The organism is Thalassolituus marinus (assembly GCF_020320395.1).
Classification (GTDB): Bacteria; Pseudomonadota; Gammaproteobacteria; order Pseudomonadales; family Oceanobacteraceae; genus Venatoribacter; species Venatoribacter marinus.
The window spans coordinates 103,863-125,658 of record NZ_JAEDAH010000042.1 but is presented as its reverse complement, the minus strand read 5'-3'; the positions used below and the strand labels follow the sequence as shown (position 1 = coordinate 125,658).

15 protein-coding genes are annotated in these 21,796 nt (G+C 53.7%); 10 read left to right on the top strand and 5 right to left on the bottom strand.

Annotation, left to right across the window (positions count from 1 at the left end):
- Nucleotides 1-16 precede the first annotated feature (16 nt).
- Nucleotides 17-616, bottom strand: coding sequence for a PepSY-associated TM helix domain-containing protein (locus I9W95_RS08610; protein ID WP_225673873.1), 600 nt, complete (start codon nt 614-616; stop codon nt 17-19).
- Nucleotides 617-862: 246 nt separating this feature from the next.
- Here I9W95_RS08610 and I9W95_RS08605 point away from each other — a divergent pair, with 246 nt between their 5' ends.
- Together I9W95_RS08605 and ggpS are read left to right on the top strand one after the other, a co-directional pair.
- A complete protein-coding gene (locus I9W95_RS08605) occupies nt 863-2,152 on the top strand; it encodes an MFS transporter (protein ID WP_225673871.1) in 1,290 nt (429 codons plus the stop codon).
- A 143-nt stretch (nt 2,153-2,295) separates the two neighbouring features.
- Nucleotides 2,296-4,551, top strand: a complete 2,256-nt coding sequence (ggpS, locus tag I9W95_RS08600; RefSeq protein WP_225673869.1) for a glucosylglycerol-phosphate synthase — start codon at nt 2,296-2,298, stop codon at nt 4,549-4,551.
- A gap of 22 nt (nt 4,552-4,573) precedes the next feature.
- On the opposite strand, the gene I9W95_RS08595 is transcribed toward ggpS, so the two are convergent.
- Complete coding sequence (locus I9W95_RS08595; RefSeq protein WP_225673867.1) at nt 4,574-7,054, bottom strand: TonB-dependent receptor; 2,481 nt, start codon at nt 7,052-7,054, stop codon at nt 4,574-4,576.
- Between the two features lie 7 nt (nt 7,055-7,061).
- Nucleotides 7,062-10,292 carry a carboxypeptidase-like regulatory domain-containing protein gene (locus I9W95_RS08590; protein ID WP_225673865.1) on the bottom strand — a complete coding sequence of 1,077 codons (3,231 nt, stop codon included), beginning with the start codon at nt 10,290-10,292 and terminating at the stop codon, nt 7,062-7,064.
- Nucleotides 10,293-10,437: 145 nt separating this feature from the next.
- Here I9W95_RS08590 and I9W95_RS08585 point away from each other — a divergent pair, with 145 nt between their 5' ends.
- Complete coding sequence (locus I9W95_RS08585; RefSeq protein ID WP_225673864.1) at nt 10,438-12,660, top strand: cytochrome c peroxidase; 2,223 nt, start codon at nt 10,438-10,440, stop codon at nt 12,658-12,660.
- 6 nt (nt 12,661-12,666) lie between these two features.
- Here the strand turns inward: I9W95_RS08585 and I9W95_RS08580 are convergent, their stop codons facing one another.
- Entirely contained in the window at nt 12,667-13,092 is a 426-nt protein-coding gene (locus I9W95_RS08580; RefSeq protein WP_225673862.1) for a BLUF domain-containing protein, read from the bottom strand.
- A 312-nt stretch (nt 13,093-13,404) separates the two neighbouring features.
- Between I9W95_RS08580 and I9W95_RS08575 the strand changes: the two genes are divergently transcribed.
- The 7 genes from I9W95_RS08575 (at nt 13,405) to I9W95_RS08545 (ending at nt 18,645) form a co-directional block, all read left to right on the top strand.
- Complete coding sequence (locus tag I9W95_RS08575; protein WP_225673860.1) at nt 13,405-13,560, top strand: hypothetical protein; 156 nt, start codon at nt 13,405-13,407, stop codon at nt 13,558-13,560.
- A gap of 98 nt (nt 13,561-13,658) precedes the next feature.
- Nucleotides 13,659-14,657 (top strand): cytochrome-c peroxidase, encoded by a 999-nt coding sequence (locus I9W95_RS08570; RefSeq protein WP_318653602.1) that lies wholly within the window; start codon nt 13,659-13,661, stop codon nt 14,655-14,657.
- Between the two features lie 450 nt (nt 14,658-15,107).
- Nucleotides 15,108-15,728: an AHH domain-containing protein gene (locus I9W95_RS08565; protein WP_225673858.1), complete on the top strand. Its 621-nt coding sequence runs from the start codon at nt 15,108-15,110 to the stop codon at nt 15,726-15,728.
- Entirely contained in the window at nt 15,715-16,224 is a 510-nt protein-coding gene (locus tag I9W95_RS08560) for an imm11 family protein (RefSeq protein ID WP_225673856.1), read from the top strand. The genes I9W95_RS08565 and I9W95_RS08560 overlap by 14 nt, the downstream gene beginning before the upstream one ends.
- A 125-nt stretch (nt 16,225-16,349) precedes the next feature.
- A complete protein-coding gene (locus I9W95_RS08555) occupies nt 16,350-16,487 on the top strand; it encodes a hypothetical protein (RefSeq protein ID WP_225673854.1) in 138 nt (45 codons plus the stop codon).
- A 624-nt stretch (nt 16,488-17,111) separates the two neighbouring features.
- Nucleotides 17,112-17,675 (top strand): hypothetical protein, encoded by a 564-nt coding sequence (locus tag I9W95_RS08550; RefSeq protein WP_225673852.1) that lies wholly within the window; start codon nt 17,112-17,114, stop codon nt 17,673-17,675.
- 175 nt (nt 17,676-17,850) lie between these two features.
- A complete protein-coding gene (locus tag I9W95_RS08545) occupies nt 17,851-18,645 on the top strand; it encodes a DUF2971 domain-containing protein (RefSeq protein WP_225673850.1) in 795 nt (264 codons plus the stop codon).
- A gap of 156 nt (nt 18,646-18,801) precedes the next feature.
- Here the strand turns inward: I9W95_RS08545 and gcvP are convergent, their stop codons facing one another.
- Entirely contained in the window at nt 18,802-21,717 is a 2,916-nt protein-coding gene (gene gcvP, locus I9W95_RS08540; RefSeq protein WP_225673848.1) for an aminomethyl-transferring glycine dehydrogenase, read from the bottom strand.
- Nucleotides 21,718-21,796: the final 79 nt, after the last annotated feature.

Sequence of the window (21,796 nt, the reverse complement as noted above, 5' to 3'; positions counted from 1 at the left end):
GGCTCCTGTGACAATGTCAGTGAACGGTGAGGATAAGAATAATGAACGGCAGCACCACGCCCAGTGCCGTGACCGGCCAGGTGCCAGGGCGCTGGCGTGCGTATTGCGTCAGCAGCCATAAACCGCTGAGGCAGAAAATAAGACAGACGACGGCAAAGCCATCGAGAAACCACTGCCAGGCGACGCCGGTGTTACGGCCTTTGTGCAGATCGTTGAAATAGGAAATCCAGCCGCGCTCAGTCGCTTCGTAAATCAGGCTACCGCTGCTGCGATCAATACTCAGCCAGGCGTCACCACCCGGACGTGGCAGCGCCAGATAGACTTCGTCGTCCTCCCATTCAGCGGCGGCTGAGGATGTGACAATGCTGTGCTGTTCGGCCAGCCAGTGACGTACCGCCAGCGGTAATGGGCCTTCTTCCTTTTGGCGGAGTGCGGTCAGTAATCCGGCCGATAATTCGGCTTCAATGCTGATGGTGTGCGGCGTACTTTCAATACTGCTGGCGTGGTTGAGGGTAATACCGGTAATGGCAAACAGGATCATACCCACCAGGCAGAATGCAGAACTGACCCAATGCCACTGGCGGATGGAGATACGAAGAAACGATGTTGCGGCCACGCCTGACGGATTCCCGATAAACAACAGAGGTGGGCATCGTATCAGAAAGAAACTAAATGAGAAGTATTAATATTTGCAAATAGTCAGAGAGTGTAAAGCCCCGGCTTTGACCGCTTTGCAGGCTTCAGGCGCGGCAATGTGAGCAAGGTGGGCGGAACTCACTTACACTTTATGTGTCATGATTCATACTCACTTCATAGCAATGTGCTATCCCTTCCGTGTGCATAACAGGGTAAGGAGTCCTCTGTGATACCTCTGATACTGCCGATTACGGCATTACTGTCCGGCGTGGCGCTACTGCTGCTGGGTACCGGACTGCTGAATACGCTGCTGGCCCTGCGCGGTGCCAGCGAAGGCTACAGCGATACCACCATGGGCCTGATTATGTCGGGCTATTTTGTCGGCTTTTTTCTCGGCACCTATCTGGCGCTGCCACTGATCAGCCGTATGGGGCATATCCGCGCGTTTGCCTTCTGCGCGGCGCTGGTGGCGTCGTCGGTGTTGCTGCACGTACTGGTGGTCGATCCCATCGCCTGGGGCTTGTGCCGGGTACTGACCGGTACGGCATTGGTGATTCTGTATACCGTGATTGAAAGCTGGCTTAACGCCCAGACCCCCGCAGATCAGCGCGGACGGGTGTTTGCGGTGTATATGGTGGTCAACCTCGCGGCACTGGCGCTGGCACAACAGTTTCTGCAGTTTGGCAGCGCTCAGAATTTTGCGCTGTTCGCTATCGCCGCCATTCTGGTGTCGCTCAGCCTGATGCCGGTCACCTGGACGCGGGTGCATCAGCCGGAAGTACACGATGTGCAGCGCGCCAGTGTCCGAAACCTGTATAAAACCGCGCCAGTAGCGCTGGGCGGCGCTTTATTGTCCGGGCTGGCGATGGGCGCCTTCTGGGGGCTGGGCGCCGTATATGCGGCACGTAGCGGCCTCAATGATCATCAGGTAGCGACCTTTATGAGTTGCGCCATCATTGGCGGTGCTCTGTTGCAGTATCCGCTGGGCCGCTACTCCGATCGTCACGACCGGCGGCGGGTCATTGCCGTGGTAGCCGGTCTGGCTGCACTGGCAGCGCTGGTGCTGATTCCGTTGTCGGCATCGGTATCCGGGCTGATGCTGGGCATCGCCGTATACGGTGGACTGGCGTTTGCCATTTATCCGCTGGCGGTCGCTCATCTGGTTGATCACCTGGAAGCGCGTGACATTCTGGCAGGGGGCAGTGGCCTGTTGCTGGTGCACGGCATTGGTGCAGCCACGGGGCCAGCGTTGGCTGGCTGGCTGATGGGGCAGACCGGCGCAAACGCCCTGCCTGTGTGGTTTTGCGTGATGCAGGGGCTGCTCGTTCTGGTAGCGGTTCGTAACTTGCATACCCTGATTGAAGAAGAACCTGAAAGTCCTTCCGCCTTTGTGCCGATGGTGCGTACCACGCCCACCGCGCTGGAAATGCTGCCGGAAGAAGAAGGGCTTACTGTTTCCGACGTTGGTGACGACGCTCAGACTGCACAGGAGGTTTCTTCCGCTTCCGGCCATTAACTTCTGTACCGGTGAGTTGTGCTGCTACCGCAGCCTGACTGCCTAACCGCCCGCTTCTGACAGCGGGCACTGTTCCCAGCGGGCAGTCCTCCGGTGCATTCAATTTCCAGGGGTTTTACCCTGCGTCAGACAAGGAGAACATTATGCTTCTGGCTACCGATCTGGATGGTACGTTTTTAGGAGGCGATGCAGAAAGCCGCCATCAGCTTTATCAGTTAATTGCATCGCACCCGGACATCCGGCTGGTGTTTGTCACCGGACGCGGACTTGAATCCGTTATGCCGTTGCTGTCCGATCCGGCAATTCCGCAACCCGAATTCATTATCAGCGATGTCGGTGCCACGGTTGTGCACGGCGATACGCTGCAACCAGTAATGGAAGTGCAGAGTCCGATAGAACATCGCTGGCCCGGCGAGTACCGGCTGGTGGAAGCGATGGCTGTATTTCCGGGAATTGTGCGTCAGGACGTACCGCAGGAACGCCGTTGTTCTTTTTTCTGTGATGAATCTGCGCTGACTCCGGAAGTGCAGCAGGTCGCGCAAACCTTTGCGGTGGATATGCTGTATTCCGCCGGACAGTATCTCGATTTTCTGCCTGCCGGTGTGAACAAGGGCAGTACTCTGACAGCGCTGATGAAACATCTGGGTGTTGCTGATGACGAGGTGCTGGTCGCGGGCGATACCCTGAATGATTTATCCATGTATGAACAGAATTTTGTTGGCGTATGCGTTGGTCAGTCGGAACCGGCATTACTGGCACAGACAGAAAATCGTGCCACGGTGCTGCATGCTCAGGCAGCGGGCTGTGGCGGTATTCTCGAAGCCATCAGTCATTTCGGCTTTCTCGGCGAAGCCGGCATAGACAATGAAACCGCACTGCAGCACGAGCTGGGAAAATCCGATCTGGTGATGGTGTACCACCGTCTGCCGTACGAGGAATACTACGATCAGGGCAAAATAAAACGTCGCAATCCAACATCCCCCAACGGCATTCTGCCAACGCTGATGAGTTTTTTTGCTGACGGAAAAAAAGGCTCCTGGGTGGCCTGGTCGGTACATGATCCGAAGTACGGCGAGTTTGAAACCCACACCAGCATCGACCGCGAAAAATACCCGAATCTGGTGGCGGCGCGGGTCGCGTTATCGAAAAAAGATGTGGATATCTTCTACAAGAAATTTTCCAAGGAAGCCTTCTGGCCAACCCTGCATACCTTCTGGGAACGTGCGAGTTTCCGCGAAGATCACTGGCAGGTTTTCCTGAAAGTGAATCGATTATTTGCTGAGCGCACCGCAGAAGAAGCGGCCGAGGGCGCGACGGTGTGGATTCACGATTACAACCTGTGGATGGTGCCGGCTTACCTGCGAGAGATGCGCCCGGATGTGAAAATAGCGTTTTTTCACCACACCTATTTCCCATCGGCGGATGTGTTCAATGTGCTGCCATGGCGCCGCGATATTGTCGGTAGCCTGCTGCAGTGTGACTACATTGGTTTTCACATTCCGCGTCAGTCAGAAAACTTTGTTGACGTTGCCCGCGGTGTGGCACCGGTAACGGTTAAAGAAAAACAAAGCTGTGCGCCGCGCTTTCTGACCTACGGCTGCGCTGTCGGGCTGGATGAAATGACCAGTGAAATTGAAGTGCATGGCCGCACTATCCGCTTAGGCGCTCACCCGGTCGGGCTGGATATGGGGCGCATTGAAAATGCACTGGAAAGCGATGAAATTCGCCAGCTGATGACAGAGCTGCGCCAGGATCTGCAGGGTGTAAAACTGATTATGTCGGTCGAGCGGCTGGATTACACCAAAGGTATTCTGCAGAAGCTGGAAGCATACGAACGCCTGCTGCAGGAATATCCGGAGCTGGTCGGCAAGGTGACACTGGTGACGGTATGTGTACCAGCCGCGCGTGAGATGACAGTGTACAACCGTCTGCAGAATCAGATTGAACAGGCGGTGGGGCGTATTAACGGACGCTTTGCCACGCTGGGCTGGACCCCGGTGCAGTTCTTCTTTCGTGCCGTGCCGTTTGAGCGACTGGTTGCCTATTACGCCATGGCCGATGTTATGTGGATTACGCCGTTGCGTGATGGCCTTAATCTGGTGGCGAAAGAGTATGTGGCCACTCAGGGCTTAACGTCAGGCAGTGGCGTATTGGTGTTGTCGGAGTTTACCGGAGCGGCGGCTGAATTACGTGGCGCTGTGCTGGCTAACCCGCATGATCCGCACGAATTAATGGTCAGCTGTCATCAGGCACTGACTATGCATAAAAGCGAAGCCCGCGCGCGTCTGCGCGAAGGCTACGATATCGTACGCCACTACGATATCGCTCACTGGGGCAGTTCGTTTCTGCAGGAAGTGCAGGCTGCAGAACGTTGCGGGCCGGCGTTGCAGGTCGCCTGATTCAGCCACGGCGTGGGAGCACTCAGAAGGTGCTCTCGACGCCGAGCCAGATTTTACGTCCCACTTCGATACCATCACTGCTATCGCCAACTGTGTAGGTACGGCGATCAAACAGGTTGGTAATTTCGGCTACCACAACCAGCTGGTCTGACTTCAATGGTTTCCAGCGCAGCGTGGTATCCAGCATAAAACTGGCGCTGATCGTTGTGTCGGCGTAACCGTCGAGGTATTCCCTGCGGGTTACGCCATTCTCAGTGACGGTTGTGGAATAGCCTGAACTACTGCTTTCAGCGACGGTTGTGTAAGCCGATTTAAACCGACCTTTGCTGCTGACGGATAATGCAGAGGTGACGTCAAAGGCACCGTACAGAGTTGCAATCACGGGGCGCGCATAATCTTCGCGCAGCTGAATAATATCGCTCAGTGTACGGCGCTGACCTTTGTACCAGACGTAATCGGCGCTGACGGCGGCATCGGCATCATCGTCGTAGGAGGCATTGCTGCTTTCGGTACGCGAGCGGGTGATATTAAAACCGAAGCGGTAGTCGTCATATTGCGTATCCCAGCTCAGCGCAATGCTGCGATAGTGACTGAAACCATCGTTATTTAAACGGTAGTAGTTGTAACCATCGGGTTGTACGCCGGTTTCTTCTCGCGAGAACTCATCGTGGCCATCACGGGCCAGCCACTCAATACGCATAACACCGGAAAAAACCAGACCATTAATGCTCAGCGTTTTCTCGTCGCTGTACGGTGTTTCAAGGTCGTTGGCGATATAGCGGTAGCTGCCGGTTTCGCTGTCGTATTCCCAGTCGTTAACAATATTCTGGGTGGTGCTGCGGTATTCCTGATAATAGGGTTCTGACGCCATACGCAGGCGATAGGTCAGTAATGGCCCGCCGTAATAGCGGTTAAAACCGGTATGCACAACCCAGTGTTTATCGGCGCTAATGTCGATGCTGGCGCGGCTACGGAAAGCGATATTCAGGTTATCGAGGAAGTCATCGTGGTCGGCACGAGCACCCAGTGTCAGGCGGGCGCGGTTAAAATCAAAATCCACTTCACTGAACAGTGCAAGCTGATTCAGGCCAACGCTGACTTTATCCGCCGGATAAATCTGGCGCGCAGTGAAATACTGTTCGCGCTGCACACAGTCCAGTGTCTGATTTACACACTGTACCTGAGTGTTATACAGCGGTGATTTATAGATATACGTGTCGTCTGGGCGGTTAAAACCGGTCTGGTTATATTGCCAGTCGGCACCAGTACGCCAGGCTGAAATCAGTGGCAGTGCGCTGGCAAACTCACTTTTCCACATCAGGGCATAGCCGGACTGGTATTTATCCAGCGAGCCAAAGCCACCTTCTTTACTGCTGCCTAAGCCTGCTTCCAGCCCCCAGCTGCGTGAGTTGGAGTTCAGCCAGTTAAAGTAATGATCGGGTGCGCTGCGGCTGTTTTCAGAATAGTTTGCCGATAATTTAAGTGTATGTGTGGCGTTTTCCTGTTGCAGCGTCCAGGTGCTGCCCAGCAGTGTGCCGCCACTGTTCAGCTGGTAGTTGCTGTTCAGCGTGTTGGCAACAGACGTTTGCGTACGGTAAGGCGATGTCTGAATAAATGACACAACGTTTAACTGATCGTACTGATAGCCATGGGTCAGTGTCAGGCTGGCACTTTCGGTGGTGCTGTATTCCGTTTGTGCCAGTGATACAAACGGCGATCTGACCCGGCTGTAATTCATATTAATGCGTGCCGAATGACGGTCATTTAAACCACGCTCGTGGGAGGCGGTAAAACGCATGCGCGAATACTGCGGATCTTCCGGTGCGCTGTAATTGGGATCGTCTTCATCGTTACCATTGGTAATGATGTGAAAATTCACCCAGGCCGGACGAGTGGTGTAATAGCTGATATTGCTCTGGCTGGTTTGTGCTGGCAGACGCAGGGTGGCATCGACTACGCCGCCGGTAAAGCGTCCGTATTCCGCCGGAACATTGCTGTGATACACAGCCACCGATTCGAGCTGACTGGTATCAACAAAAATAGCCATTTCATGGCCGCTGATATCATTAATACCCGACTCTGCATTGCCTGCACCTGCAGGGTCGATCAGGCTGTTAATGGATAAACCATTTAACGAGAAATTATTCTCGTAAAAACGCCCGCCGGAAATCGAAATAGATTGCGGCTTTAACGAGGTCAGAGCCTCTTCGCTGTCGGCATCGTCACTGAACTGCACGTTTGGCAGAGTGTCGAGCATATCCGTTAACAGGCCAGTACTGTCCGACCAGTCTTTAACTGCACGATTATCCAGCGTGATTTTACCGCTGCTGTCCTGCATGTCGGTACGGGTTGATGGCGTAGCCGAGGTGGATACCTGCGTAACCGGTAATACGGCCAGGGTATCGTCAGCCCGGGTTGTAGTGGCAATGGCCGAAGTCGCAACGACAAACAGCAGAGCCGAGGCTCTGCTGTTGCGGGCGACCATAAACAGATGGTCAGACATAATTTAATTAAAGTGCACAGCTTTCGCAGTAAAACGGAGTGTTATCCATGTCGTCATTAATGCCGTCACCATCACTGTCACTGTCGAGGGTGAGTGCCGATGCCGCGATATCATCGGCGCTGGCTTCTTCACTGAAGAAATCCACGCGGCCATCGTTATCCAGATCCTGCGAGGCAAAGGCATCGTTCAGGAATACATCGCTGTTGAGAATATCGGTAGCTATTGATAGGCGGTAATCATTAATATCGCTGGCCGACTCGGTATCGCTCAGCAGTGGCAGAAGCTGTGAAGCGGAGTCCTGAATCTCAGACAGTGTCAGAGCTGCATTGGGAGTTGTCGTGCCAAATAACCCGCTGTAATAACCGTCACGGGTATCCTGGGTGGCGGTTTTATTGGCGATGGTTTCACCCGCCAGTGCCAGTGCCAGAGAACGCTCTTTGAGCAGGCTCACGTAGCTTGGCAGAGCCGGATCAATACCGTTCTGTACGGAATCTTCACGCAGGGCTTGCATGATGTAGCCGTAGTAGGCAATCAGGGAGCTGGTCATATCCAGTGCTGTGTTGTAGCCATCTTCATCGGCTGCGTCAGCGGCGGTGGTATCACGCAGGGCTTGCAGATCATTCATTGGTGCCAGGAAAGCGGTGAATGGAATACCGGCAGCAATTCCGCCAGCACTGGCAACTTCATAAACACTGCGGGCTACGGTGTTAAACGCGTCTTCACTGCCGCTGTCCAGCAGTACAGCACCCTGAGCCAGAACATCGGTATAAGCGTTTTGTGCCAGGCTGTTATCGCCCATGTGCATGGCAATACTTGCCAGGTAGGCGTTAGCAATCGCTTTTGCTTCAGTTGTCACACTGCTGTTGGCGGTGTAATCACTCACCAGCGTGGTGCAGGTGCTGAGACGCGCGCTGCCTTGTGTCTGGTCGATATAGTCGTAGGTCAGTTGTGCGATTTTACCGCAGCCATAGCGGACGTAGGTGCTACCATCGTTGGTTAAAGCAGTCAGATAATCGTCAGAAATAGCCAGCGTCCAGGCCGCATCCAATACCTCGGCAGCTTCGTCGATATAGCCATCCAGTAACAAGCGTACGCCCAGCTTCGGGTTATCGCCCTGCAGTGAAATGCCGGAGCCAGTCAGATACTCGACACGCTCAACCACATCGGTGGTGGAAATCTTTGCCAGTGCTGCGGTTACGTCACCGCTTTTTGCCAACGCGACGGCTTCATAAATTTCGGCAGCGGCAGTCGCCTGCGAAACCTGAGTCGCAGTGGCGTCGGTCATGGTGGTATTTACCAATGTCATATAACCGGCAATATCATCCAGGTAGGCGAATTCTTCGACCAGACCCTTAACGTAAGTAACGGTACGAGTCGCAGTACAGGCGTGTGTCGCGCGCAGTTCAACGAATTTATTAATGGTCGCTTCAACGCTGCTGGCCTGTTCCAGACGGCGGTAATAATCGGCCAGAGTCGTCAGGTACATGGTGCGCAGCATGTAGTGGTCGCCACACTTGGTTGAACTTGTCTGCAGACCAATGCCATCAATCATGCTGTCCAGCAGCTGGGTGCTGGTTAACGCATCGGTCAGCAGATCGCTGCGCAGATTATTCTCTTCTGCCAGCTCTACTTTTGCTTTAACTGTTTTGCCGATGGCAACAATAATCCGACCGTATGCGGTGCTGTAACTGCCTGCGTTAGCGTTAATAAAGGTAAGGACCGGCTCCAGCACAGCATTGGCTTCGTCAACCATTCCTGCATCTGTGTAAGCCTTGGCAATAACCTGGAATAAACTGGCATCATCGGCGTCCATGTTTTCCGCGCCTTTGTCCTGCAGATACGTGCTGGCTTTTTCTGCCGCTCTGGCCCAGTAAATAACCGCTGTTTCACGCTCGCCGCGTTTTTCGTAGGCATTACCCACGCGCAGGTCGCCGTAGGCTTTATTAAACGGGGTAAAAATCTGGCTGTTCAGAATGCTGTCGGCTTTTTCTGCCTGACCGCGCAGTGCGTAATCGGCCGCAATTTTTGTGAAAACCGGATCAACAATGGTGTCGTCGAGAATGCCATCAAACAGACGTTCGGCTTTATACGCAGGTGCCAGATCGGATGCGTAAAAATAGGCGCGTTTATCCGCTTCAGTCAGCAGTAAATCATCGTCGGTCAGAGGGATAGTGTGATCAATCACAGTCAGGGTCGACAGGCTGGCGATGTTGCTGTCGCTGCTCAGTTCGGCCGGAACCGTCCAGCTGCTGTCGTCCAGATTACTGCTGTCGATGGCGTACTGGTTAAACGCAAAGCGAATAATGTTAGCGAACTGCGCACCATCCGATGGAATACCCAGCTGGCCATTGGCTGTCCACAGCGCATCGGCCAGGGCGACGACGTTTGCTTGAGCAGAAGCATCGGCCGCAGTGTATGACAGGCTGTTGGCCAGGAAGCGCTGCACACCATAGGTAAATGACAGGCGGTTTGCCTGCAGCACCACATCAGCTGCGCTGAGGCTGCTGTCGAGGGCGGCAATATCATTCAGTTCAGGCGCCAGTTCCGCCACGCGGGTTTTAATGCTGTCGCCAATATCCAGTGCAGCTACTGCATCGGCAATGGCCTGCCAGTCGTTACCGTAGGTGCTGATCAGCTCATCGACGCGGCTGAAACCATTCGCCGCACGCAGCGCATAGGCCAGACGGCTCAGCTGCAGGTTGGCTTTCTGTACGCTGGCAGAAGAGGCCGGGTCGGCATCGACATCCGCAGCGTTCAGACCCAGCGCAGCAGCAACCAGTTCGCGGGCTGCGCTGTAATCCACGCCAGCACGCTGCTGGGTGGCAACTACCAGCGTGGTCAGTGGTGATACCACACTGTCACTGTCCTGCTGATAACGGGCCTGCAGCGTCAGACCACGGAAGCTCTGGCCGGTGCTGCTGTCGCTACCACCGCTGGCACTGATCAGTGCGCCATCGAGGCTGGCGGAATCCACATCAGCAAACGAGAACTCGCCGAGGCTATTGGTCAGGGTGATTTGTGCCAGTGCGTTGCCGTCGGCATCGTCCAGGCGCACTGCCGCTCCACTGATGGCCGGGTCGGTGACCAGTCCGCTGACGGTAACAGGCGCTTGCGGTGAAGGCTGTTCACCATCGCTGCCTGTGGATGAAGAGCTGGATGAATCGCTACAGCCTGACAGGGCTGCAGACAGCAGGGTGGCCAGGCCAACACTCAAAAGTGGGCGCCGCAAGGTATGCATTCTGTTTTCCTCTGAAAATGGTCCGGTTCACGGTGCTGGCTATCCGATGCCGACAGGTAAATATCTGTCAGTCCCTGTTCTTATTTCAGGTGTAATTTTATACAATGGTAAACATACTAAGAATCGTTATCAATAAGATTTGCGAATGAGCTTTTTATTATCTATGTCGCTGAAACGTGCAAACCGGATGTTTCAGGGGCTGGCGCTGGCGGCTTTGCTGGCTGGCTGTAACGGCTCCGAGCCGATTCAGGGGCAGGTTTCTGTTACCGGTACAGAGGCTGACTGGCACGGCTATGAAGCCCGACTGCTGAATGCCAGCGGTCAGGAATTGCAGCGCACCCGGGTAGAGGACGACGGACAGTTCCGTTTTGCCCGTGGCGAACAGCAGGCAACTCAGGTTGAGGTGCTGGCAGGCGCGGTGCGCCTGCGCAGCGCAGTAAGCGAGGAGATAAACGACGCTCCGCTGCGGGTATCGGCGCAGACCACCGCCGCACTGGCGCTGGCGGATGTTGCCGCCGGGCAAAGCACTGACGAGCTGCTGGATGAGGTAGCCAATGCGTTGCATGCGGTGGTGCTGCAGCAGCGTCAGCCGCTGGATAATGAAGCTCAGGCACTACGCGATTACGCCGACAGCTGGACCATGGCGCGTATGCTGGCCGCCAGTGAGAAACATCGCATTGGCTATCAGTTGGCGCACCAGGCGTTGCTGATTCGCAGCCAGGCTTTACGCCAGCCAGCACTGGCAGAGGAATATGCTACGGCGGATCTGACGGAGTTATCCGGCATGATTCGTCTGCAGGCCGATGGCCGACCGCTGCGCTGGCAGCACCTGCCGGCAGATAAATCCGACTGGCGCTGCGCTGATTACGTTGATCGCCCTGTGCAGCAACGCTGGCCGCGTGGTCAGCGTATCTGGGCGCGGGTGGCGGCAGATGCGGGCCTGGTTTCAGCATCAGCGGCGGTGACTCAGGCGGCCAGTCTGAACAGCGGCGCCTTATGTGGTCACAGCGACTGGCGCTTGCCCATGTTGTACGAACTGCAATCGCTGGCCGAGCAGGGGCAGTGGCGTTATCCCGCCAGCCTGCCGTTAGCCGATGGCGATTACTGGGCGCTGGCTTCAACCAACAGCGATCAGCAGGAACAGCTGGTAGTGGTGCGCATGCCGACAGCCGAGCTGGTGACGGCTAATCAGGCGCTGCTGTTGCCGCTGTCCTTCCGTGCCGATGCCGCCGCTCCGACTAAGCCGCGCGTCACTACCGAGGTGGACCTGACCGCGCTGCGCGCGCAATACACTCAGCCTTCTGCACTGTGGCCTGCACCAACCGTGGATGCCGGTATTCAATGGCAGGAGTTAGGGAATTTACCGCCGGTGCCGTTTCCCGCCGATAATCCTTACAGCGAAGCCAAAGTGGCACTTGGTCAGGCGCTGTTTTTCGATAGCAACTTATCCGCCGGGCGCGATGTCGCCTGTGCGTCCTGCCACGTGCCGCAACAGATGTGGAGTGATCAGCGCCGGGTGTCGGAGGGCACAGCCGGGCAGAAAGGCCGGCGTCAGGCTATGCCGGTTACTAACACCGCATACTTTCCAGCGTTTTTCTGGGATGGCCGGGTAACCACGCTGGAGCAACAGTCCACTCACCCGGTACGCGACCCGCTGGAAATGGCACTGACACTGGAACAGCTACTGCAACGTATGCAGGAAGATCCGCGCTATGGCCCGTTGTTTAAGGCCGCCTATGGCGATGAACAACCAAGCCTCGACGGTTTTGCCAAAGCGGTTGCTACCTTTCAGCGCACGCTGATCAGTCGCCCTGCGGCCTTCGACCGTTTTGTGCAGGGTGACAGCACGGCGCTGAATGATCAGCAGCTGCATGGACTGCATCTGTACCGCACCAAAGCGCGCTGTATGAACTGCCACAGTGGGCCGCTGCTGAGCGACCATAGCTTCCGTAATACCGGCTTAACCTACTATGGCCGCACACTGCAGGATCGCGGACGCTTTGAGCAAAGCCGCAGCCATCAGCAGCTGGGGGCTTTCCGTGTACCGCCGCTGCGCGATATCGCCTACAGCGCGCCTTATATGCACAACGGTGTATTCCCAATACTGGCGCGGGAAACAAAAAGCGGCGGCGTGGTAGGTGTTATTCCGATGTATAACGCCGGCATGACGCAGGGACGCAACGGCAACTACCCACAGTATGAAAGCCGCTACGACCCCTTCTTCCCGGTGATTGATGCAGCTATTCAGCCGCTGGGGCTGAGTAGCGAAGAAATGCTGGCGCTGAATGCCTTCCTGCAGGCGGTGTCGGCCGAACCGACCAGTGAACCGGCTACTTTGCCTGTGTTGCAGGATCCGGCGGGGCAGTAAGCCCCGCTACTTTTGGGCAGATTGCATCAGTTCACAAGCGTGGCGGATAAATGCAAAGGCGCCTCGTGTGGTCATCTCAAACGGATTGAAATCGTCAGAATCGGAGTACTTAAGCACCAGCTCTTTCGTGATATGGCTGTCCGGAATATAACACATACTCCAGCGCTCCATTTCCCGCTCATCCACCTGCTCAACGGATATCAGCTCGATGTTCTGATGGCGATCATCATGGGCAATCTTCTGAAATAACGCCGACACCTTCGAGCGTTCACCCTCAATGCACTGCAGGAAATTCTTGCGGTTAAAGATAAGCACACCGGTAATCGCATGCTTACGGTTGTACTCGGAGGCCTGAGCCGTCAGCTTTTGTAGCTCCTGATCGTTCCAGTGTTCCGTTTTGCGGCTGGCGTATATCAGACGAACAAGTTTCATAGTCTGGCTCCATGAATTGACTAAATAACGATAGTTCAGACATAGGCCTGATCAAGTTCTGGCTGGCTGACTTTCGGTACAGGCCTTGGGGTGTGGCGGTGATGGCGGGAGTCGGACGTTGGATGTCGGACGTTGGATGTCGGACGTTGGATGTCGGACGTTGGATGTCGGACGCTTAAACCCGTAGGAACGGGCCATGCCCGCGACGGGCGGGGGGGGGGAGTATTAACGTGGGTGTCCGGATAGTGATGCCTCCGGATAGTGTCCCGTAGGAACGCACCATGCCCGCGAACCATTTGATGGAGTATTAACGTGGGTGTCCGGATAGTGTCCTGCCCAGCCATTCAGCCGCTGGGGCTGAGTAGCGAAGAAATGCTGGCACTGAATGCCTTCCTGCAGGCAGTGTCGGCACAACCGACCAGCGAGCCGGCCCCCTTGTCAGTGCTGCAGAATCCGGCGGGGCAGTAAGTTTCGCTGTTTCGCAGGTTTAATGTGACTTATGTCATTTGCCGGAAAATGATCAGCTGCTAGGTTTATAACCAATCTGGAATATTGTTGGGGGTCTGATGATGGAAAAAACCGCAAAGCACGTTTTCTTGCTGGGCATGGCGGCGCTGCTGCCGTTAAAAAGTATCGCAGCGGAGCCAGTTCAACCCATTGAACCGGTCAAGAATATCAATCTGGCTCAGGCCGAACTGGGCAAGAAACTGTACTTTGACCCACGTTTATCCAAGTCTGGTTTTATTTCCTGTAACTCATGCCATAACCTGAGCATGGGCGGCACCGACAACCTGAAAACCTCCATTGGCCATAACTGGCAGCAGGGGCCGATTAACTCGCCTACTGTGCTTAACTCCAGCATGAATGTAGCGCAGTTCTGGGATGGTCGAGCAGCCGACCTGAAGGAACAGGCAGGTGGCCCGATTGCTAACCCGGGCGAGATGGCGTTCACCCATACGCTGGCAGTCAGTGTCTTACAATCCATACCCGGTTATGTGAATGAATTCCGCCTGGTATTCGGCGACGATGCCATCAACATCGACCGTGTAACCGATGCTATTGCTGAATTCGAAAAAACGCTGGTGACGCCAGGCTCACGCTTTGATCAGTGGCTGTTGGGCTATGAGAATGCCATTACCGCCAACGAAAAAGCCGGCTACGAACTGTTTAAAAACTCCGGCTGTGTTGCCTGTCATAACGGCCCGGCGGTGGGTGGCAGCTCCTTCCAGAAAATGGGCCTGGTGCAACCGTATCAAACCACTAACCCGGCTGAAGGCCTGGCCGGTGTGACCGGTAAAGACGCCGACCGCTTTAAATTCAAAGTGCCAACCCTGCGTAATGTCGAGCTGACCTACCCATACTTCCATGATGGCGAGGCTGAAACACTCACCGAAGCGGTGGATATTATGGGGCGCTTACAACTGGGTAAAACCTTCACCGCCGATGAAAATGCCAAAGTGGTGGCTTTCCTGAAAACCCTGACCGGTGAGCAACCAACCTTCGCCTTGCCGATACTGCCACCATCGGTAGACGCAACACCGAAACCACAGCCTTTTGGGCAATAGCAAAACCGCCCGGCAGCATCTGCTGCCGGGTGATCTTCCTTAAGCTCATCACGTCTTTCTGCCCGCTCACATCTGGCTTCTTTGCTGCCTGCGGAAACGAGCGTTTTGCACAATAAGCTATAAATTCATATGGCTCACACGCTCCGGTGGTAACCCTTGTTGTCACCGTTGCGTTGCCTTGCAGCTTGTGGATATGAGAACAAGCACGCCCCTCGCTAATATCGATAAAACCAGTACTTAATACTTGGTTAATAATGTTGATTTTTCTGTTATCAAAAGAGTATTGACGTGGATGTCTGGATAGTCTGAAACTATTAATGTGGGTGTTCGGATACTGCCTTAACGTGGGTGTCCGGATACTGGTGCTCGTCGGGTAGTAGTCCTATATGGGTTGTAGGAGCGGATTTTATCCGCGACAATCACACAGCGACATGGAGGATTTGTCTGGAAATGGACCCACTTTACTTAGAAGTTGATGAGCTTGATTTCAGATTAGGCCTGACGGAACTGTTAACCGTAAGCGGGCGCCTTACTAAGGAAACTAACCAGCTAATAGCTAAGACCATTACAGACACCAAGGTCTTGGCAATGAAGGAAGTTCTGGCACAGTATATAAAAAACGGACAGGGTATGTCTCATACGGAACTTATGTCAGAACAGCACGACTCAACGCGGCTGGGTGATTTTCTTGGTGCTGTTGGTTATGAACGACCAGTCTGTGGCAATTTTGAAGCTCACGCGATAGTCAGTGGTGGTCATATCAGAGCAGAGGCAGCCAGAGAAATTCTCGCACAATACAATGTACGCATTGATGATCCATGTAACGGTGTTTGGCTGCCTAATTACAAGCGAAACTTGCCAAATTATCCCGACTTCGCATTTGCACATCGAACTGTACACCGTAAGACCTACTACCTGAATATTACTTCGTGCTTAGAGCAGGCGATGAGCCCGATGCATGCACGCGCTATTCTTCGGAGAATTGCCAGGGGAGTCGTTTCTGGCAATTTCTCACTGGACCGTAGATTGAAAAGATCAGAGATCATGGAGATTAGTAATGGCTCATTCTGATGCTGTCTATTCGCTCGAAGTAGATTTCGACAACTGTAAGAGCTTTGTACTTGTTAAGGGCGGCACGATACGCTGCAAGGGGGCTCGTCTTGATGTGCAACAACCCCTGTATGTTGAGCCGGATGATGAAGATACAGGTTTACCTTTATGTGACGTCTCGCTGCTGAACGTCGGTTCGTTCGTGGTAAGCAATGATCTTTGTGAATATCTGAAGCCTCTTGTCGGAGACTCAGTTCAGTTCATTGAGTTGAAATGGAATAGTGTTCGTATGTGGCTGTGTAACGTTGTATCAGTGATAGACGCTCTTGATAAAGAGAAGTCAGAAATGAATCCCTTCGGTGGTGTTTCCAAGGCAGTTTTTGATCTGGATAAGGTGCCAGATAGTGGTTTTTTTAAGATCAAAGAAGATAACTTTACTGGCATCTACCTCGGTAAGGCACTGCATGAAGCATTGATTCAGTACGAGCTGATTGGGGTAGAGTTTGAAGCGTTATAGGCGTATTGCTGTGGGTGTCCGGCTAGTGTCCTGGTTAACGTGGGTGTCCGGATACTGGTTAACGTGGGTGTCCGGATACTGGTTAAGAAGGTGTTCATCCAGAATGGATCAGCAGTTCTGACATTATGAGACAAAAGATCGAATACATTCATCAGAACCCGGTCAAGCGAGGTTACGTTGATCAGGCCGAGCACTGGCGTTACTCCAGTGCCAGAGATTACGCGGGTACTGAAGGACTGCTTGCGGTGGATAAGCTCTGGTAGTGAATAAGCCGTGTCAGCTAACTGGCTCCCACGCTCATCTGGCTCCCACGCTCATCTGGCTCCCACGCTCATCTGGCTCCCACGCTCTGCGTGGTAGCCCTTGCTGGCACCGTTGCGTTCCCACGCGGAGCGTAGGAACGAGAAATGGCCGCCGGTGGCTACCCCAGGACCGTGGTGCAGGTTGAACGCCGAAGCGAATATATGGTCGCACTGGAAGCCGCCAGCGTGCGGCGGGATATAGTGCCGTTTACCCGGCTTTTGGGTGGGATTATCGGTGGGTGAACGGGTAATAGCTTGAATGTCGGGGAATGCCAGTTTGCTTTGTTTTGGTCTGATATCAGACTGGTAATAAACGGCGCTTAGAGTGGGTGTCCGGTTAGATTGCTCGGATAGTCTCATGGAGTCTTAACCAGGGGCGGATAGCCGCTGACAAAAGAGCTAGTACTTTCAACTGAGTTGTAGTCTTTGAGTTTTCTGTTATTAAATAAGTACTAATGTGGGTGTCCGGGCAGTGATGCCTGTTAGCGTGGGTGTCCGACTAGTTCTTTACGAGTTGCTTCCACGCAGAGCGTGGAACGAGGGGAAGTCTCATAAATTTTTCATCACGAATGAGTAGGGTACTTTATGTATAGCTATAAAATATGGTTTATCTTTCTAGCAGTATTTATTTCGGCTTGTGTATCGATGCCGAAGCCTTCAAATGAAAGACAGTTCAAGACGAATGTTCGCCTAAGTGAATACAATCAGTATTCTCAGCGTTATATGCCGAAAGCAACTGCCGGAAAAGTTCAGTTTATTTCGGGTGTCGATGTTTACCATTTGATGGCCGATAGATATGGCAATGGCTATCTAGGTATCAGTGTTGAATATCCTAAAGTCGATGATTTTATTGAGTCCGTGGAAAAATATTTGCGTTGGTCTGCAGTAGCGAAAGAAAATAATGATGTCCTGTCAAAAATTATTACCTATATACGTCCTTTGAATGGTGGGGTTTGGCAGATCAAGTTTGATTCTTACGGTGATAGTAATCAATATATAGTTTTTTCTGCATGTGGATCCGAGAAGTCAGAAAATTGTTTGTTTTTTGCTGCGCTCGATGATTTGAATGCACAGGTGCTAATTAATGAGCTTAGAATGTTTAAGGATGGCTCTTTGTTGTCTGTCGGACTTGAAGATCGTTATAAATAATATTTTAAAAGCGCTCACTATGTTCTTACCTTATTGGCTTAGTTGCCTAGTCCAGAATTTTTACCCCTGGCTCCCACGCTCTGCGTGGTAGCCCTTGGTGGCACCGTTGCGTTCCCACGCGGAGCGTGGGAACGAGAAAGACTATCAAGTAAAACCAAGTTGGAAATAGATTTTTATGGATGATCGAATCTTAAGGTACAAATATCTTCCTTTTAGCGAAGGGTCTCTTTGTGTAATTTCAGAAGGAACAATAAAGTTCACAGCTCCTGCAGACTTTAATGATCCTTTTGATTGTATGCCCGTTTATGACTTTGAGAATATGGAAGAGCATTTAACGGAGCGCAAGGATTTATTCAAGAAGGCTGGTGCGATCAATGGTTTATCTCCAGCTAAGAGGATTCAGAATAAAAGCAAGATGCTGGCAAGTATAAAGAAAGCCGTTGAAAGTGGTGAGTATGCAGAAGGGCTTGTACAAAACCTTGGAGTCTGTTCTCTTTCTAGATCATTTAAAAGTTTATTATTGTGGGCGCATTATGCTCAAGATCACAAAGGATTCGTTGTTGAGTTTTCAATACCTACGGTGATTTATGGAACCGAAGAGGAAGCAGATCTATCAGTGGTTAATTTCTTGTACCCATTTCCAGTAGATTATCAAGACGAGCGTCCAATTATTAACTTTAACGATAGCAGGGACGTGAATTCAAAGAAAAATTTTCTTGTGAAAGGTAAAGATTGGACATATGAACAAGAGGAGCGATGTCTGGATCTGAACCGGAAGCCAGGTATTCATCCATACGATAGAAAAGAGATATTAAATTCCGTTATTGCCGGTTGCAAAATGTGCAATGACGATTTTGTCCGACTGAAGGATGCTGTGGATCGTGCTAGCTCAGAACTGGGTAGAGTTATACCTATTTATAAGGCTGAGATCTCTAAGGATAAATATGAAGTCATTGTCTCTGGCCGATAGTGTTTTGAAAAATGCTAACTGGCTCCCACGCTCTGCGTGGTAGCCTCTGCTGTACAGTTGCGTTCCCACGCGGAGCGTGGGAACGAGAAATTTTGTAGTTGTGAATAAAAAGCCCGCTTTCGCGGGCTTTTTATTTAACTCAAACTACGAAAACAATCAGTCCTCGTAATTCTCAATCGCCGGGCACGAACAAATCAGGTTGCGGTCGCCGTACACGTCATCAATACGGCCAACGGTTGGCCAGAATTTGTGTGCGCCCAGGTTTTTAACCGGGTAGGCGGCCAGTTCACGGCTGTATGGACGTTCCCAGTCGCCGGTAACCACTTCGGCGGTGTGTGGGGCGTTTTTCAGCGGGTTGTTTTCCGCATCCAGTTCACCACGCATCACGGCGTCGATTTCACCTTTAATGGCGATCATGGCGTCGGCAAAGCGATCCACTTCGGCTTTGGATTCGGATTCGGTCGGCTCGATCATGAAGGTACCCGCTACCGGGAACGACATGGTCGGGGCGTGGAAGCCGTAGTCCATTAAGCGCTTGGCGATATCCACTTCGGTGATGCCGCTTTCTGCTTTGATCGGACGCAGGTCAACAATACATTCGTGCGCCACGCGGCCGTTCTGACCTGAGTACAGAATCGGGTAGTGGGCAGAAAGACGCTTGGCCAGGTAGTTGGCTTTCAGCAGGGCGTTCTGGGTTGCACGACGCAGACCGTTGCCGCCCATCAGGGTGATGTACATCCAGCTGATTGGCAGAATGGACGACGAGCCATAAGGCGCTGCCGATACGGCACCGTTGCCTTTCGATTCGTTGTCGATCGGGCGGACTGCGTGGTTGGCAACATGCGGCGCCAGGTGCGCTGCTACGCCAATCGGTCCCATGCCCGGGCCACCGCCACCGTGTGGAATGGCGAAGGTTTTGTGCAGGTTCATGTGTGATACGTCAGCGCCGATAAAGGCTGGCTGGGTAATGCCTACCTGGGCGTTGAGGTTGGCACCGTCCATGTACACCTGGCCACCCAGTGAGTGGATCAGGTCGCAGATTTCGCGTACGCCCTGCTCGTAAATACCGTGGGTCGATGGGTAGGTCAGCATCAGGCACGACAGTTGATCGCCCACTTCTTCGGCTTTCTTTTTCAGGTCGTCGAAATCCACGTTGCCTTCGTCGTCGCAGTTGGTGACGACAACGCGCATGGACATCATCTGAGCAGAGGCCGGGTTGGTACCGTGGGCCGAACGCGGAATCAGACACACATTACGGTGACCTTCGCCACGGCTCTCGTGGTATTTCTTGATCGCCAGCAGGCCGGCGTATTCGCCCTGCGCACCGGAGTTAGGCTGCATACAGATGGCGTCGAAGCCAGTGACGGCTTTCAGGTAACCATCCAGCTCACCGATCATTTCCTCGTAGCCCACGGTCTGTGACGTTGGGGCAAACGGGTGAATGTTGGCGAATTCCGGCCAGGTAACCGGAATCATTTCAGTGGTGGCGTTCAGTTTCATGGTGCAGGAACCCAGCGTGATCATGCTGTGGTTCATGGCCAGATCCTTCGCTTCCAGGCGCTTCAGGTAGCGCAGCATTTCATGCTCGGTGTGGTAGCTGTTGAAGGTCGGGTGGGTCAGGAATGCGGTGTTACGCGCCATGTCGGCGTCGATGCTGTTGGAGCCGTTGGCAACGATCTCGGCATCCAGTGCGTACACGTCCAAACCGTGGCCTTCGCCCAGAATCACGTCGAACAGCTGCTGTACGTCAGCGGCGGAGGTTTTCTCGCTCAGGGTCACGCCCAGAGCGTCGCCGCTCATGCCCAGCTGGGCATCGTTGCGCAGGTTCACTTCGGCGGCTTCGGCGCGCGCCAGTACGGCGGCTTTATCGGCCACAGTCAGGGTCAGGGTGTCGAACCAGCTGTTGTTGGTCAGTGCCACGCCTTTGTTTTTCAGGCCTGCTGCCAGAATGTCGGTCAGGCGGTGAATGCGTGCGGCAATGGTCTTCAGACCCTGTGGGCCGTGGTACACAGCGTAGAACGAGCTGAGGTTGGCCAGCAGTACCTGGGCGGTACAGATGTTGGAGTTAGCTTTCTCACGACGGATATGCTGCTCACGGGTCTGCAGTGCCATACGCAGTGCAGGTTTGCCCTGTGCGTCGATGGATACACCGATAATACGGCCCGGAATCGAACGCTTGAAGCTGTCACGGGTAGCGAAGAAGGCCGCGTGCGGACCACCAAAGCCCATTGGTACGCCGAAGTGCTGGGCGTTACCCAGAACGATGTCGGCACCCATTTCACCCGGTGCTTTCAGCATCACCAGTGCCATCAGGTCGGAGGCAACAGCGGCCAGCGCGTCTTTGGCGTGCAGGGCGGTAATCACGTCGGTGAAATCGGTCACTTCACCGTTTTTACCCGGGTACTGGAACAGGGCACCGAATACATCGGCGTCGGCTGCTGCGGCGGCTGGGCCGACCAGTACATCCCAGCCAAAGGCTTCGGCACGGGTTTTTACCACGTCGATGGTCTGTGGCAGACAGTTCTCATCAACGTAGAAGGTGTTGGATTTGTTTTTACGCACAGAACGCTTGGCCATGGCCATGGCTTCTGCCGCGGCGGTGCCTTCGTCGAGCAGGGAGGCGTTGGCCAGTTCCATGCCGGTGAAGTCGATCACCATTTGCTGGAAGTTAAGCAGTGCTTCCAGGCGGCCCTGAGCAATCTCTGGCTGGTATGGCGTGTAGGCGGTGTACCAGCCCGGGTTTTCCATGACGTTACGCAGGATCACCGGTGGAATGATGGTGTCGTGGTAACCCATACCGATGTAGCTTTTGAATACCTTGTTTTTCGCTGCCAGCGATTTCAGGTAGTTCAGTGCTGCGAACTCAGTCTGGCCTTCGGCAATATCGAGGAAAGGCGCACGCAGGATATCGGCCGGGACAATTTCCGCGGTCAGTGCTTCCAGAGAATCGGCACCGATTTCTGCCAGCATGGCGGCTTCTTCATTGCTGTCCGGGGTAGCACCGTTGGAAGCAATGTGACGGCCGATAAAATTATCGCGTTGTTCGAGTTCTTTGAGAGATCGTGTGGTCATGGCTTAACTCAGAAGGTTAAAACGTATGCGCGTGGTGCGGGCCCGGAGAGCGGGCAATGAATCCGGCCTGTTGTGTTAC

Excerpts from the sequence above, each read along its gene's own strand:
- I9W95_RS08565 (WP_225673858.1), top strand. The coding sequence starts at position 15,108 with ATGGACCCACTTTACTTAGAAGTTGATGAGCTTGATTTCAGATTAGGC.
- I9W95_RS08585 (WP_225673864.1), top strand. The coding sequence starts at position 10,438 with ATGAGCTTTTTATTATCTATGTCGCTGAAACGTGCAAACCGGATGTTT.
- I9W95_RS08590 (WP_225673865.1), bottom strand. The coding sequence starts at position 10,292 with ATGCATACCTTGCGGCGCCCACTTTTGAGTGTTGGCCTGGCCACCCTG.
- ggpS (WP_225673869.1), top strand. The coding sequence starts at position 2,296 with ATGCTTCTGGCTACCGATCTGGATGGTACGTTTTTAGGAGGCGATGCA.
- gcvP (WP_225673848.1), bottom strand. The coding sequence starts at position 21,717 with ATGACCACACGATCTCTCAAAGAACTCGAACAACGCGATAATTTTATC.
- I9W95_RS08550 (WP_225673852.1), top strand. The coding sequence starts at position 17,112 with ATGTATAGCTATAAAATATGGTTTATCTTTCTAGCAGTATTTATTTCG.
- I9W95_RS08595 (WP_225673867.1), bottom strand. The coding sequence starts at position 7,054 with ATGTCTGACCATCTGTTTATGGTCGCCCGCAACAGCAGAGCCTCGGCT.
- I9W95_RS08555 (WP_225673854.1), top strand. The coding sequence starts at position 16,350 with ATGAGACAAAAGATCGAATACATTCATCAGAACCCGGTCAAGCGAGGT.
- I9W95_RS08545 (WP_225673850.1), top strand. The coding sequence starts at position 17,851 with ATGGATGATCGAATCTTAAGGTACAAATATCTTCCTTTTAGCGAAGGG.
- I9W95_RS08580 (WP_225673862.1), bottom strand. The coding sequence starts at position 13,092 with ATGAAACTTGTTCGTCTGATATACGCCAGCCGCAAAACGGAACACTGG.
- I9W95_RS08560 (WP_225673856.1), top strand. The coding sequence starts at position 15,715 with ATGGCTCATTCTGATGCTGTCTATTCGCTCGAAGTAGATTTCGACAAC.
- I9W95_RS08570 (WP_318653602.1), top strand. The coding sequence starts at position 13,659 with ATGATGGAAAAAACCGCAAAGCACGTTTTCTTGCTGGGCATGGCGGCG.